Source organism: Pseudoalteromonas sp. PAR1, from assembly GCF_947311895.1.
In the GTDB taxonomy this organism is placed as follows: Bacteria; Pseudomonadota; Gammaproteobacteria; order Enterobacterales; family Alteromonadaceae; genus Pseudoalteromonas; species Pseudoalteromonas lipolytica_C.
This window is the reverse complement of the sequence record NZ_CAMZMY010000006.1, coordinates 163006-176738: the sequence shown is the minus strand read 5'-3', so window position 1 is coordinate 176738 and position 13733 is coordinate 163006. Positions and strand designations below refer to the sequence as shown.

Annotated in this window: 14 protein-coding genes; 3 read left to right on the top strand and 11 right to left on the bottom strand. The window is 41.9% G+C overall.

From position 1 onward, the window contains the following. Positions 1-75: 75 nt before the first annotated feature. The 8 genes from fliJ to QL229_RS07105 form a co-directional block, all read right to left on the bottom strand. Positions 76-531 carry a flagellar export protein FliJ gene (gene fliJ, locus QL229_RS07140; protein ID WP_063706592.1) on the bottom strand — a complete coding sequence of 152 codons (456 nt, stop codon included), beginning with the start codon at positions 529-531 and terminating at the stop codon, positions 76-78. Next, the gene (gene fliI, locus QL229_RS07135; RefSeq protein ID WP_281546650.1) at positions 531-1865 is read right to left on the bottom strand and encodes a flagellar protein export ATPase FliI; all 1335 of its coding nucleotides are present in this window, start codon (positions 1863-1865) and stop codon (positions 531-533) included. Before fliI ends, fliJ begins: the two co-directional genes overlap by 1 nt. Positions 1866-1882: 17 nt before the next feature. Next, entirely contained in the window at positions 1883-2701 is an 819-nt protein-coding gene (gene fliH, locus QL229_RS07130; protein WP_135923860.1) for a flagellar assembly protein FliH, read from the bottom strand. A 3-nt stretch (positions 2702-2704) separates the two neighbouring features. Continuing rightward, on the bottom strand, positions 2705-3745 hold the full coding sequence (fliG, locus tag QL229_RS07125; RefSeq protein ID WP_036970138.1) for a flagellar motor switch protein FliG: 1041 nt from the start codon (positions 3743-3745) through the stop codon (positions 2705-2707). Then, a complete protein-coding gene (fliF, locus tag QL229_RS07120) occupies positions 3738-5453 on the bottom strand; it encodes a flagellar basal-body MS-ring/collar protein FliF (protein ID WP_135923859.1) in 1716 nt (571 codons plus the stop codon). Before fliF ends, fliG begins: the two co-directional genes overlap by 8 nt. 20 nt (positions 5454-5473) lie before the next feature. Continuing rightward, complete coding sequence (gene fliE / locus QL229_RS07115; RefSeq protein ID WP_135923858.1) at positions 5474-5806, bottom strand: flagellar hook-basal body complex protein FliE; 333 nt, start codon at positions 5804-5806, stop codon at positions 5474-5476. 169 nt (positions 5807-5975) lie between these two features. Continuing rightward, positions 5976-7379 carry a sigma-54 dependent transcriptional regulator gene (locus QL229_RS07110; protein ID WP_281546649.1) on the bottom strand — a complete coding sequence of 468 codons (1404 nt, stop codon included), beginning with the start codon at positions 7377-7379 and terminating at the stop codon, positions 5976-5978. Then, a complete protein-coding gene (locus tag QL229_RS07105; RefSeq protein WP_281546648.1) occupies positions 7376-8488 on the bottom strand; it encodes an ATP-binding protein in 1113 nt (370 codons plus the stop codon). Before QL229_RS07105 ends, QL229_RS07110 begins: the two co-directional genes overlap by 4 nt. 128 nt (positions 8489-8616) lie before the next feature. Here QL229_RS07105 and QL229_RS07100 point away from each other — a divergent pair, with 128 nt between their 5' ends. Further along, entirely contained in the window at positions 8617-9207 is a 591-nt protein-coding gene (locus QL229_RS07100; protein WP_281546647.1) for a DNA-3-methyladenine glycosylase I, read from the top strand. 28 nt (positions 9208-9235) lie between these two features. Here the strand turns inward: QL229_RS07100 and QL229_RS07095 are convergent, their stop codons facing one another. After that, on the bottom strand, positions 9236-10675 hold the full coding sequence (locus tag QL229_RS07095) for a sigma-54 dependent transcriptional regulator (protein ID WP_281546646.1): 1440 nt from the start codon (positions 10673-10675) through the stop codon (positions 9236-9238). Between the two features lie 293 nt (positions 10676-10968). On the opposite strand from QL229_RS07095, the gene fliS reads away from it, so the two are divergent. Together fliS and QL229_RS07085 are read left to right on the top strand one after the other, a co-directional pair. Continuing rightward, positions 10969-11370, top strand: a complete 402-nt coding sequence (gene fliS / locus QL229_RS07090) for a flagellar export chaperone FliS (RefSeq protein ID WP_138599045.1) — start codon at positions 10969-10971, stop codon at positions 11368-11370. Continuing rightward, entirely contained in the window at positions 11370-11657 is a 288-nt protein-coding gene (locus QL229_RS07085) for a hypothetical protein (protein ID WP_235382076.1), read from the top strand. Before fliS ends, QL229_RS07085 begins: the two co-directional genes overlap by 1 nt. Positions 11658-11737: 80 nt before the next feature. Here the strand turns inward: QL229_RS07085 and fliD are convergent, their stop codons facing one another. Together fliD and QL229_RS07075 are read right to left on the bottom strand one after the other, a co-directional pair. Next, positions 11738-13144: a flagellar filament capping protein FliD gene (gene fliD / locus QL229_RS07080; RefSeq protein WP_235382077.1), complete on the bottom strand. Its 1407-nt coding sequence runs from the start codon at positions 13142-13144 to the stop codon at positions 11738-11740. Positions 13145-13184: 40 nt separating this feature from the next. Beyond that, positions 13185-13607 (bottom strand): flagellar protein FlaG, encoded by a 423-nt coding sequence (locus tag QL229_RS07075; RefSeq protein WP_235382078.1) that lies wholly within the window; start codon positions 13605-13607, stop codon positions 13185-13187. Positions 13608-13733: the final 126 nt, after the last annotated feature.

The window sequence follows — 13733 nt, the reverse complement described above, 5'->3', positions numbered from 1 at the left end:
TTTGCCGCCGCAAGTGCCAAAATTAATGCTTCTGATTAAGTAAATGCAATTAACATGCCTAAAAAGATTAGGATTTTAGAGAAGTGCGTTTTTAAGCTGACGTTGATAAAACTGATTTGAAGCAAATTCGTCCAACATTTTTTGCTCCGCTTTTGCCACTAGCATCGCTTGCTTTTCAGCTTGTTTCTCAATTAACTTTGCCACCGCTTTTGCTTTCACTTGCTGTTTTAACCACAAGGCTTTGCGCTGCGTAACAACTTGCTTTGCAGTGTTAACAGTGCTTGCTTGCTGGCGAATCGCTTCTTCTATTTTGGCAATAAAAGCATGGTATTGGCTAAACCCAGCACTAGACAAACCTGAGCGCCCTTTCAAATGTAACTGCTGAGAATACTCCATGCGAAAGTTATTTAGCCCTTGCAGTTTTTGTTGATTACTTTGTAAGTGCTGCTGCGCTTTTAAGTAATCCATGCGTAACGATTCTTCTTTATCGCTCTCAAGCTTTAACAATAAATCAAGTTTACTTTTAGCCATTAACCTTGTCCTAATAACTGCGCTAGACCTTGCAGACCATCATCATAACTAATAACGTCTTTCATGCCTTGCTGAAGGAATTGATTGACTCGCGGCATCATATTGATTGCTTGATCGAGCATAGGGTCGGTGCCTTTTTGATATGCACCTAACGTAATCATGTCTTTATTCTGTTGATACATTGAATACACTTGCTTGAGCACTCGCGCTTGCTGCATATGCGCTTCAGAGACCACTTGCGGCATAACACGGGAAATTGATTTTTCGATATCAATAGCCGGGTAATGACCACTGTCGGCTAAATCCCGAGATAAAACAATGTGACCATCTAAAATAGCACGGGCAGAGTCTGCAATTGGGTCTTGCATATCATCGCCCTCACTGAGCACGGTGAAAAATGCCGTAATCGCACCTTGCCCTTCACCACCATTACCAGCACGCTCCACCAGCGCAGGCAGTTTAGCAAATACTGAAGGCGGGTAACCTTTGGTTGCAGGCGGCTCGCCAACCGCTAAAGCGATTTCACGTTGTGCCATGGCATAACGGGTAACAGAGTCCAGTAACAACAATACGTTAAGACCTTGATCACGAAAATATTCAGCAATGGTTACTGCACTTTCGCAACCTTTTAAACGCATTAATGGTGAAGCATCGGCCGGAGCAGCTACTACAACTGAACGTTTACGACCTTCAACACCTAAAATCTCTTCAATAAATTCTTTTACCTCGCGGCCGCGTTCACCCACCAAACCGACCACAATCACATCAGCCTCAGAGCCACGTGTCATCATCCCAAGTAGCACTGACTTACCAACACCAGAGCCTGCAAATAGCCCCATACGCTGACCTTGACCTACGGTAATAACAGAGTTGATAGCCCGTACACCTACATCCATAGGCTGGCTAATTGGACGTCTTGCAAGGGGGTTTATGGAATTTTGGGCAAATTTAAGATGGTGCTCAGCATTAATCGCCCCTAAACCATCGAGTGGACGACCAAGACCATCAACGACACGCCCAAGCAAACTCATACCCACAGGTAAACCAGTTTCATTCATCTTTGGGATCACTCGTGCACCAGGCAGTACACCAGAAATATGGTCATTGGGCATTAAATACAAAGTTTGGTCGTTAAAGCCAACCACCTCTGCATCAACAAAGCCATTTATCATCTCAATTTTACATTGACTGCCAACCGGCGCTCTGAGCCCTTTCGCTTCGAGTGTTAAACCAACAACACGCGTCAAAATACCAGCAACAGCTGGTTTTGGGGCTTTGATATGTTTTTCGTAGCGTTTTAAGCGATCGCTAAGGGTCATTGCGTGAGTACTCATAAAGAGCCTAATAAATGTTATATACCACTGCTATGCAAAAAGTTTTCCAACGTTTCTTTGACGCGAGTTTTAACTGTCATATCCAAAGACGACTGCGGGGTTTTAATTTCACAACCACCACGTTCTAAGGTCGGCTCTGCAACTAACTGCCAGTGATTATCTGCAATAGTTTGTTCGCCATAACTTTGTGTAATTAATGCTATGTCATCGGGATGTAAGTGAATACGTACTTTCGCTTGTTCTTCGCCTAATGCGTCAATGGCCTGCTTTAATGCATGCAAGATGACTTCTGGTGAGGTTTTAATTTCTTGGTAAACTAATACCTCAGTTAGCATGACCGCTAACTGCACCAACTGCTTCTCTGCACTTTCATCAACTTTTGCTAATGGTTGAGATAAGCTATCAAGCAAACTTCTCAGTGTGGTTAACTGCTCTTCTAAAATTGGCTTTATTTCTTCTTGGCCTTGCTCTTTGCCTAGTTCAACGCCTTCTTTGAAGCCTGCTTCTTTGCCTTCATGAGCCCCTTTTTCAAAGCCATCAATATAGCCTTGCTCATGACCTTGCTTAAGCCCTTCTTCGTAAGCATCTTGGCGAATTTTTTCAAGCTCTGCCATGGTCAGAGCAGGAATTTCCGGCTCTTCGGGCTGTTCTTCTACCGCTTGTTTTTGACGCTCCTTGCGGTACATGTCAGCTAAAGGCGTACCATAGGCAGTTGAACGTCCAGCCAACTTTCTGGTGTCTTGTGCAACATCAGGAATTGGCCAGTTTTCAAGAAGTTCATCCACTGCTTCACTAGGGTGAATTGGCCGACCTTTATGTAAAGAAGGTTTAGACATGGTTTATAGGAACTCCTCACCACCGCCGCCGCCAAGCATTATTTCGCCTGAGTCAGCTAAACGACGTGCTGTCGACAAGATTTCTTTTTGTGCGGCTTCAACTTCACTGATACGCACAGGTCCCATCGCCTCAAGGTCATCTGCTAATAGCTCAGCAGCACGTTTCGACATGTTACTTAAAATCTTCTCTTTCAGTGCTTCATCTGTTCCTTTAATTGCTTTCATAAGTACATCTTGTTGTACTTCACGAAGAATTGCTTGAATGCCTCGGTCTTCAACATCCATTAAGTTTTCAAATACAAACATGAGATCTTGGATTTGCTGCGACATTTCTTCGTCATGCTCACGGATCGAATCCATCAACTGACCTTCAATATTGGTATCTAGGTAGTTCATGATATCTGCCGCTGCTTTCAAGCCGCCCATTTTCGCAGCTTGCGCACCTGCTTGACCTGCGAACTGTTTCTCCATGATTTCGTTTAGCTCTTGGAGTGCTGCTGGTTGAACTTCTTCAAGGTTAGCAATACGCATGGTTAAATCTAAGCGCACTTTTTCAGGAAATTGCGACAAGATTTCAGCTGATTGCTCAGGTTCTAAATACGATAAAACAATAGTTTGGATCTGCGGGTGCTCATTACGAATAATATTCGCTACTTGTTTTGAGTCCATCCACTTCAGTGAATCAAGGCCTTTGGCGCCAGAGCCCATAACAATTTGGTCAATAAGGCTGGCAGCCTTATCTTCACCAAGTGCCGCTGTAAGCGCTTTTTTGATAAAGTCTTCAGATTGGAAACCTATGGTGCTGAAGCTTTGAATTTGCTCAATAAACAAGTTGTGAACAGCGCTAATTTTCGCTTGTGATAAATCATCCAGCGCCGCCATCGCCATACCTACTTTTTGTACTTGCTTAGGCTCTAAATGTTTTAGAATTTGCGCAGCATCTTCTTCCGATAAACTCAGCAATAAAATAGCTGCTTTATCGACACCGTCTAATTTATCAACATCAAACGCCGGTGGTAGTTGTTTTTGTTCTTGATCAGTCATCTTCAGTTAACCACGCTTTCACCACTTGAGAAGACAGTTCTGGTTCATTAGCAACCAATGCACGAACTGCTTTGAGTAAATCTTCATCGCCATGTAAATCTGGCAACTGTAGTGTACCATCACTTGAGAATCCTACAGCAGCAGAGTCAAAGTCTTTATTTAGCATATCTAGCGTGCTATCACCAATATCTACACCCGCACTTAACGCATCTTCATCATACTCTTCAAGTGTATCGTCTGGGTAGATTAAGCGTTTCAGCATTGGTTTAACAACAGCCAAGATAAGTACGATAATAACCAAGGCACCTAACGCTAAGCGAAGCATTTTCATGAACCAGTCTTGTTCCCACAGCGGCACTTCAATCGCCATTTCTGTGTTTTCACGAACAAACGGAACTGTGACCACTTCAAGTGCATCACCACGTTGCATATCAAAGCCTACACCACCTTGTAGTAAACGACGAATATTTGACAATGCTTCGACAGAACGAGGCACCATAGTCGTTTCACCGTTTTCACCAACTTCTGGTACGTAATCAACAGCGACTGATACGCTAATACGACGAATAACACCTGTTTGCTGACGCTTATGAGAAATCGTGGTATCTAACTCGTAGTTGCGTGTTGCTTCTTTGTGAGAACGGCTAGGGTTAGTCGCTGAGCCTGCACTGCCTTGACCTGCAATTTCAGGAATATTCGAGTTTGCAGGTGGCTGATTTGTAAGCGCACCAGGAATACCTACAGCAAGACCGCCGATGTTATTTTCTTCGAAAGTCGTTTCGCTTCGCACTGCTGGTAAATCAGGGTTATAGCGTTTTTGAGTTTCTTCTACTGCACTAAAGTCCATATTTAAATCAACTTGCGCAGTGTAGTTACCTAAACCAACCACTGGAATGAGAATGCTGTCGATTTTATTTAAGTACTCTTCTTCACGTTTGCGCTCTATTTCATACTCTTTACGAGAGCGTGCAGCGAGTGAATTTTGTGAGCCTGAGTTTAGTAAGCGACCATTTTGATCGGTAACAGTAACACGCTCTGGCGATAAACCTTGTACCGCTGAGGCAACAATATCAACAACTGAGTCAACTTCTTCACCATCAAGCGTACGGCCGCGTTTAAGTGTTAAAACCACTGTAGCTGAAGGTTGTTTTTCGCGACGAGCAAATACGTTTTCTTTTGGAATAGCTAAAAGTACTTTGGCGCGAGTAACATTTTTTAGCTCTTCGATAGTGCGAGCAAGTTGTTGCTCACGACCATGTTTTAAACGTTCACGTTCTAGGCGTTGGCTTACACCAAATCCCATATCTTGCATGATGATGTCAGTACCTGAGCTTGGCGCTTGCTCAAGGCCTTCACGAGCCATCAATAACTTAATGTTTTGGTACTCACCTTCTTCAACAGAGATGACATTACCATCGAGTTCGTAATCAATCTTTTGCGCGTCTAAAAAGTCTAGCGTTTGAATAAGCTCTTCCGTTGGCATTTTACCAAGCGGACGCATATCTGGCTGACGTGCCCAAATGATAATAAAAATTGCGATAGCCAAACAAATTGCCAAAGCAATCACTAAAGTAACCTGGCGTAAAACATCTACACCGTTTAAGGCACTTAAGTAGCCTGACTTTTGCTCTTGTTGATCATCAGTATCGGTAGAATCGATACCGCCGCCTGCTAGGGCTAGATCAGTTGATTGATTAGATTGCGCCACGATAATTCTCCACTACCTAGTTACACAGGCATGTTCATGATTTCTTTATATGCTTCAACAAGTTTATTACGAACCTGTACCGTTGCTTCGAATGCAACTGATGATTTTTGTGAAGCAATCATCACATCTGCAAGCGATACACTGCGATCACCCATTTCAAGAGCCGTCACTTTTTGCTTGGCTTCTTGTTGCAAGCCATTCACTGTATCTAATGCATTGGTAAGTAGATCACCAAATTGTGCCGTTGATGTAGGCTGTGTCTGAGTTGGTAAATTTGTAATTGAGTTACTACGGCTAGCTTCAAGGGCCATAGATTGCATTTCTTGAAATAATGCGCTGTTTTGAACTTTCATAATACTCTCTGACAATACAGTTTACTTATAAACTGATAAAGCATAAACCGTGCCACAAAATAAAACCAATATTTTCAATGGCTTACACCATTTATTTTGCTTGTCAGAGTTTTGACAGCAAACAAGCCCACATGCTGTGAGCTTGTTTGACACTGTTTTGGAAGGAGAATTAGGCTGGCAGTGCAATCCCAAGATCGCGCATCTGCGCTAGCTTATATCGCAAGGTGCGGGGGCTAATGCCTAAGGTCTCAGCCACCTCTTTTCGCTTACCATTACAGCGTGCGAGGGTTTCTAAAATAATACGATGCTCTTTGTCTTTAAGCTCGTCTTTGTAATTACCTTGCTCACTCACCTGTGGCACTGTATCTAAATTAACTTCAACGGGTTGCTCTTGATACACCGGTGCATTGTACGGTGGCGTAGCAACTGACTTTATCTCCACCGTTAGTAACTCTTCAATGAAGACATCATCTTCATGAATGCTGTTACCATCACATAATATCAGCGCACGTTGAATAACATTATCAAGCTCTCGCACATTACCCGGCCAAGCATGTGTTAGCAGCTTTTGCTTAGCTGACTCGGTCAACATAGCAATGGGTTCTTTACTTTTCAGGCAATGGCGCTCAATTAAATGCTCTGCCAATACAACAATGTCGCCCGGGCGTTCTGCTAATGGTTTCCACATCAGCGGGAACACATTTAAGCGATAATATAAATCTTCTCTAAATAGATTTTCACTAACCGCTTCTTTTAAATCACGGTTACTCGTAGCTAAGACACGAACATCAAGCTCAATCGTTTTACGGCCGCCTAAGCGCTCTACTTCACGCTCTTGTAGTACACGCAGTAATTTTGCTTGCAGACCTAAATCCATCTCGGTGATCTCATCAAGTAAGATGGTACCGCCTTGTGCTTGTTCAAATTTACCAGGGCAGGCCTGAATGGCACCGGTAAACGCGCCTTTTTCGTAACCAAATAAGGTTGCTTCAAGCATATTTTCAGGAATAGCGGCACAGTTAATGGCAACAAAGGGAGCATCTGCACGATTCGATTTATCATGAATATAGCGGGCTAACACTTCTTTACCTGAGCCACTTGGGCCAAGTACCATAACACTGGCATCTGAACGCGCTACTTTGCTCGCAAGTTCGAGTAACTTAATACTCGATGGATCAGCAACAATTGGCCCGTCTGTTTCTTTTTCCTTTTCGGGTAAATATCGACTGACCATATTAAGCAATACTTCTGGGGCAAATGGTTTTGCCATGTAATCAATCGCACCTAAACGCATCGCTTCAACTGCATCATCAATGGTGGCATAAGCTGTCATCATAAGTACAGGTAGTTCAGGGTAGTTGAGCTTAATACTGCGAAGTAAATCAAGGCCACTCATCGCGCCCATTTGTACATCGCTGACCACTAATGAATACGTGCCTTGTTTTAACAGCACCATTGCTTGCTCAGCACTATCTGCTGCGATGCAATCAATTCCTGACATTTCGAGTGTATCAATCAAAGCTTCTCGTAAGCCTGCGTCGTCTTCAACGACTAAAATTGCGTTCGTATTCATTTTGCCTCCGCTGACGTAAATTCTGCACTTATTGGCAGGATCAAGCTAAAACATGCCCCCCCATGGGCATTATTAGTCACTTCAACCCGTCCTTGGTGCGCATTAGCGACTGAACTCACAACAGCAAGTCCAAGCCCTGTGCCTTGGCTTTTTGTAGTAAAGAAAGGTTCAAATAATTTCTCGGCCTGACTCATATCTACGCCTGGACCGTTGTCACTTACACTGATGCGAACACTATTATCATTTGCGGTGTCGCGCTCAGCACTAAGCGATACTTCTGCATGTTTGCCAATTATTTGAATACTGTTATGAATTAAGTTTTGAATCGCACTGGCAAGTGCGGTTTTATTACCCACAATCTCAATGTCTGGTTCTGGCAAGTTAACGGCTAAGGTACTTTGGTTTTGTGCAACCATTGCATCCGCCCCCGCTTTTACTTCATTGAGTAACTGTTGCATTGAAACGCTTTCGACCACTTGTTGCTCACCACTTTTGGCAAATAACAGCATATCGTTCACTTGGGTTTCTAAATCTTTTAAACGCGACATTAATTTTGTATGAAAGTTACCACGCGAACTTTCTGGCAATCGCTTTGAGCCTAAATTTGCGGCATAAAGCATGGCAGCTGATAACGGTGTTCTGACCTGATGAGCAAGTGAAGCAACCATTTTGCCAAGCGCACTTAGGCGCTGCATATGTGCAACTCGCTTTTGTAAACGTCTGGTTTCAGTTAAATCTGTCATTAGAATTAACTGCCCTGGCTCTGGAGCAAGCGCAGTGATATCAAGCTTAATTAATCGGCCATCTTTAAGTGATACTTCATGTCCATCGTCTTGCTTTGGTCGAAATGAGCGTTGAATAACGCTAAACCACTTTTCACCTTCAAGGGGTTCACCTAGCATATCAATGGCAATTTGATTGGCTTTTGCGATCATGCCTCGGCCATCTAAAACCACCACACCCGCAGGCATGGTATCAACCAAGTGGCCTAACCAACTGGCTTGTTGGCGCAGCTCACTCAATTCACCCACATACTCTTCTTGCTGTAAGCATGGGTTATATTGTTTGGCTGTGATAAATTGTGGTTTTAGGACATTTGCTAAGGCCATAATCGATACTCAAAAAATCGTGTCTACCTAGCTAAATGCACAATCCGTACCAAATTTATTTTTGTTTTATTTCAATAAATTAAAGACAAAAACAACACTGACAAAAAAATGACAATCGCGAGGGAATAATGCAAAAAGAACACCATTGTCGTTGCCCATGGCTCGATACCAGCAAAGAAGATTATGTGGCCTATCATGACCAAGAATGGGGGGTGCCATTATATGATGATCACCGCTTATTTGAGTTTATAACCTTAGAGTCAGCACAAGCGGGACTGAGTTGGTATACCATACTTAAAAAGCGTGATGGCTATCGCAGTGCCTTCAAAAACTTTGTTGTTGAAGAAGTTGCCAAAATGACCGAAGACGACGTCGAACGGTTAATGCTGTTTGAAGGCATTATTCGTAATCGCGCTAAAATCGCTGCCACTATCAATAACGCGCAGCGTTTTATTGAAATTCAAAAAGAGTTTGGCAGTTTCTCAAACTATCAATGGCAGTTTGTTGGTGGCAAGCCTTTGGTAAACGACCTCGATAAATTAGCAGACTATCCGGCTATTACTGAAGCCTCAACAACATTTGCCAAAGATTTAAAAAAGCGTGGCTTTAAATTTTTAGGCCCAACGACTGTGTATGCGCATATGCAAGCCTGCGGTATGGTAAATGACCATAGCAATGATTGCTTTAGAAAAGCTGAGATAATCAGTGAATACGAATAGATAAAACCGAGCAAGACACCTAACGCGGCTAGTCGCGCGTTAGGTTGTATTTCTTCATTTTTTCGACCAGTGTGGTGCGTCTTACACCTAAAATTTCTGCAGCACGTGCAACAACATAATCGTAGCGCTCTAATGCTTGGCTTATTAAGCTGATTTCAAGCTCAGCAAGATACTCTTTCAGCTCAATTCCTTCATCAGGTAATAAACCTGAGTCTACCGTTGTTGCTGGGGTATCAAGTTCTTCCTCATCGTAATCACTAAAGCCAGTACTGAAAATATCGTTGAAAGCATCTCGCTCCATCAATTCTTCAGGGTACTCAGGCTCATAAGCCTCAACTTCAATATAACGATATTTAGCTGGTAGGTCTGGCACATCAACTACTTTATCAGGGAACATGATCACCATGCGCTCAACTAAGTTAGCAAGCTCACGAATATTCCCCGGCCATGCATGCTCTTTTAAGCTTTGAATTGCCCGTTCGGTGAATTTTGCTGTTGTGCCACTTTGCTCATTCACACGGCGCATTAACTCTTTTAAAAGTAGAGGAATGTCGTCAGCACGCTCACTTAGCGAAGGGTTTTCAATTGGAAACACGTTTAAGCGATAAAAAAGGTCTTCGCGGAAGTCGCCCTTTTCAATCATTTCTTCAAGATTACGATGGGTAGCAGCAATAATTCGTACATCAGCTTGAATAGGCTTTGTCCCACCTACTCGTTCATAACTGCGCTCTTGTAATACTCGTAAAAGCTTAACCTGCATTTGCAGTGGCATGTCACCAATTTCATCTAAAAACAGTGTACCGCCTTGTGCTAATTCAAAACGCCCTTTTCGCGCTGAAATTGCCCCAGTAAACGCCCCTTTTTCGTGACCAAATAACTCACTTTCAAGTAACTCACCAGGAATAGCACCGCAGTTTACTGGCACAAATGGCCCGCTATTTCGTTTAGATAGTAGGTGAACGTTTCGTGCTACCACCTCTTTACCTGTGCCAGACTCACCTAAAATAAGTACATTGGCATCGGTTTTAGCCACCTGCTCAATTAAAAAACGCACATCTTTTACAGCATCAGTTTCACCAACAAGTCCATCAAACGATTTTTGCGACTTAGACTGTTTATGAGCACCGGGCAGCATACGCTGATATTGCTGACAGTCATGCAATAACTGAGTGGTTACGTCATGATTGAAAGGCTCACATATCAAGCCTACAACATTAGCAATACTAAGAAGGGGTTTGAGGGTTTCACCTATTAACAAAAATGGAATAGCTGGAAACTGTTTGATCACAGCCTCGTGATTTAGCTGCTGTAAAGCACCAAGAATGACCATACATTCTTGCTGTTGATGTTTTTCACAAAAAGACTGTAACGAAGTCTCATCAACTAATTGTGCAGTTTCACCAATGAAGGTAAGTGCTGCATGTAAACCTATCGCACGATTATTATTATTGTCTAAAATTAAGATCATTATTGGCGAACCACAGTTACCACGAGGTTAGTTAATTTCTAAATTGTAAGCGAGTTTAGGAGGGATGCAAGCGCTAAGCGGCAATTTATTGACATCAACGCCAAAAAATAGTCACTTAGCACTAAAATTTAATACTAAAGAATTAACTTACAAATTTAGCCTGTTTGAATTTTAAAATATTCTATACTCGTTGCTATAATCTCTATAGAAATGCACAAAGAAAGATAATATCAATGGCATTAATATTGCTTATCTACTTTTATGAATCAGTGTTTTTAATATAGGATTTTCTCATGGCACACATATCGATAAAAAAGTACAGTCAAGTTAGCGTTAGCAACATTAATGAAATGTCTCCTTATGAGCAGATCAATTTGATTTTCAGTAACATTATCGGACGTTTAGCAGCAACTAAAGGCTTTATTGAGCGTAAAGAATTTGAAAAAAAAGGTGAAAACATTTCTACCTGCATTTTATTATTCGGTGCTCTACAAGATGCACTCAATTTTGAGCATGGAGGGGATATCTCTAGCAACCTACTATCGCTGTACGACTTTTGCCAACGCAGGTTAACTGAAGCAAATGTAAACAACGACATTGCAGCAGTAGATGATGTTATCCGTATCGTTAAAGAAATAAAAGAAGGGTGGGATTCTATTCCGCTCGAAGAGCGCATACCTAAAGCTGAGCAATAATGCCGAATTTTAACGCTCTGAATGCATTACTCATTGCATTGTCAGAGCACATAGATAAAACAGATATTGAGCTGGCAAGCCAAACGTTAATAGCTATTGACCAAGAGTTAAAGCATTGGTGTGAGAGTGAAACACCACCTCAAGAAAAAGAGTTATTAGCTATACAAGCCAAAATTTTAACTGCTACAGCTAAACTTAAAAACGCCAGAGACAAAACTCAGGCTGAGCTGATCAACCAGCGTAAATCACATAAAGCTATTTCAAAATATCAAGCAACTAAACGCTAATTAGCGTTTAGTTGCTTGATAAATTATTATTTCTACAAAAGGTAACACCCAAATACAGGCAAGAAAACATACTAATTCAACTATTTATTTTGCTTAACAACCCCTGGCATATTATCAAGCTGCGCTTGCACATAGCTACTGGTTGAGTTCATCTGGGCGACAAGTAAATCCATGCTATTGTACTGTGCGTATAAACGAGACTCTAACGACTCCATTTTTCTTGCAAAATCAATGCGCTCATCATCTAAACCATCTAACTGAGTCTGTTTACTGTCGATTCTGTTTTGAACAATACCATCTGAATCCGTATAAAAACTCATTAGCTCATCAAAAGATTGCGCAAAGCCGCCTTCATCGCCCTCACCCAAAAAGAACTCTTGAACTAAGTCTACATCGGCTTCTACTTGTTCGTTTAGGCGTTCGGTATCTAGGCTTAATTTGCCGTAACGGTCTGCTTCAACCCCAAGCTTAGATAACGACAAACTACTGCCATCACTCAAGCTAACTTCACTGGTTAATTGCTGACGAAGTTTTGACATTACGCCGCGAAGCATAGAGTCACCGGCCATCACACCTGCACCGCTTTCACCTGATTTACCTAAATTATTACTCAGTTCAAGTAATTCGTTATAGCTTTCTATAAAGCTATTTAAACCGGCTTTAATATTATTATTATTTTCTGTAATTTTAAGGGTACTATCGTCGTCATCAGTGCCATGGGCTTTTTTAGCGGTGATCGTTACACCATCAATAACATTTGCAAACTCGTTATCACTGCTTGTAACTGTTAAATTACCATCTATGGTAATTGAAGCGTCTGTTGCAGCAATCACCTCGTTAATGTTTGTAACCCCTGAACCGGTGTCATAGGCTAGAGCCGATAAACCTGCCGCGTCAGTATTATTGCCATCAGCATCAGTTGCTGTAACTTTTATTGCGTTTTCAACACCACTGTTTTTTGCTGATAAAACTAAATGCTGGCCATTATCGTCGGTGATAATCGTTGCTGTTACACTGTCGTTGTCTTTACTGTCGTTAATCGCATCACGAATTTCAGACAAAGTTGCAGTATCTGACACATCAATATCAAAACTATTCTCACCGGACGCTATAGTTAACGTACCTTCACCTACTGCTGCATCTTCTGCAAATGCACTTGACATCAATTTATGTTCAGTCGCAAGGTTGTTTACTTTTACATTGTAACCACCAGGCTCCGCATCTTTGTCAGAGCTTAGAGTTACAAAATCATCACTACCAGAAATACTGCGCTTTTGGTAGTTATCAACTTCGCCTAGTGCCTCCATCGAGGTTTGCAGTTTTTCAAGCGCTGACTTTAACGCGCCTGCAGCTGAGATATCTGTTGTAAGGGTTGCTTCTTTATTATTTAAACGCGATGTAAAAGGGGTGCGCTCAGCATTAACTAACGCATCAACAATATCTGATACTGCTAAACCTGAACCTAAACCATTAAATGAAATAGCCATAACACTTCCTCACATTACACATTTAACTTAACAAAAAACTTTAAACAGTTTGATCAATTAAAAAACCCGCAGTTTCAGAAAGCTTAGCCACTAAGCTCAACACTTCTTCAGATGGGTATTGCTTAATTAACTCACCACTGTTTTTATCAACCACTTTAATAACATCACGGCCCGATTCTTCATCTACTTGAAACTGCAAACTACGATTCATTTCGCCCATGAAGTCCTGCAATTGTTGCGCCATTTTCTCAAGCTGTTCGCGGCCTAGCTCGTCTTTTTCAGCACTTTCGTCCAATTTACGCTGCATTTGTTGATAATTTTGCTCTGTTTGCTGTTGTTGTGTATTTTCCGTTTTATTTGATTCATCAACCGCTGTTGCTGTCAGTTGCGGGCTCGCAGCTAGCTTATCATCCGCTTTTTGTGGAGCCACTGCAAAATCAGGGCTTTGGGTTATTGCACTCATAACGCCTCCTTAAACATTTTACCCTATAGCTAATGCAACAAAAGGAGATTAGCGTAAGCCAATCTCCTTTTTATTTTAGTTAACTAATGCTGACTTAACCATTAGTTGTTGTAACTAATCACACTA

Coding starts and splice junctions, on each gene's coding strand:
- fliE (WP_135923858.1), bottom strand. CDS start 5,806: ATGAAAGTTCAAAACAGCGCATTATTTCAAGAAATGCAATCTATGGCC.
- fliD (WP_235382077.1), bottom strand. CDS start 13,144: ATGGCTATTTCATTTAATGGTTTAGGTTCAGGTTTAGCAGTATCAGAT.
- fliI (WP_281546650.1), bottom strand. CDS start 1,865: ATGAGTACTCACGCAATGACCCTTAGCGATCGCTTAAAACGCTACGAA.
- QL229_RS07075 (WP_235382078.1), bottom strand. CDS start 13,607: ATGAGTGCAATAACCCAAAGCCCTGATTTTGCAGTGGCTCCACAAAAA.
- QL229_RS07110 (WP_281546649.1), bottom strand. CDS start 7,379: ATGAATACGAACGCAATTTTAGTCGTTGAAGACGACGCAGGCTTACGA.
- fliJ (WP_063706592.1), bottom strand. CDS start 531: ATGGCTAAAAGTAAACTTGATTTATTGTTAAAGCTTGAGAGCGATAAA.
- fliG (WP_036970138.1), bottom strand. CDS start 3,745: ATGACTGATCAAGAACAAAAACAACTACCACCGGCGTTTGATGTTGAT.
- fliH (WP_135923860.1), bottom strand. CDS start 2,701: ATGTCTAAACCTTCTTTACATAAAGGTCGGCCAATTCACCCTAGTGAA.
- QL229_RS07100 (WP_281546647.1), top strand. CDS start 8,617: ATGCAAAAAGAACACCATTGTCGTTGCCCATGGCTCGATACCAGCAAA.
- QL229_RS07085 (WP_235382076.1), top strand. CDS start 11,370: ATGCCGAATTTTAACGCTCTGAATGCATTACTCATTGCATTGTCAGAG.
- QL229_RS07095 (WP_281546646.1), bottom strand. CDS start 10,675: ATGATCTTAATTTTAGACAATAATAATAATCGTGCGATAGGTTTACAT.
- QL229_RS07105 (WP_281546648.1), bottom strand. CDS start 8,488: ATGGCCTTAGCAAATGTCCTAAAACCACAATTTATCACAGCCAAACAA.
- fliS (WP_138599045.1), top strand. CDS start 10,969: ATGGCACACATATCGATAAAAAAGTACAGTCAAGTTAGCGTTAGCAAC.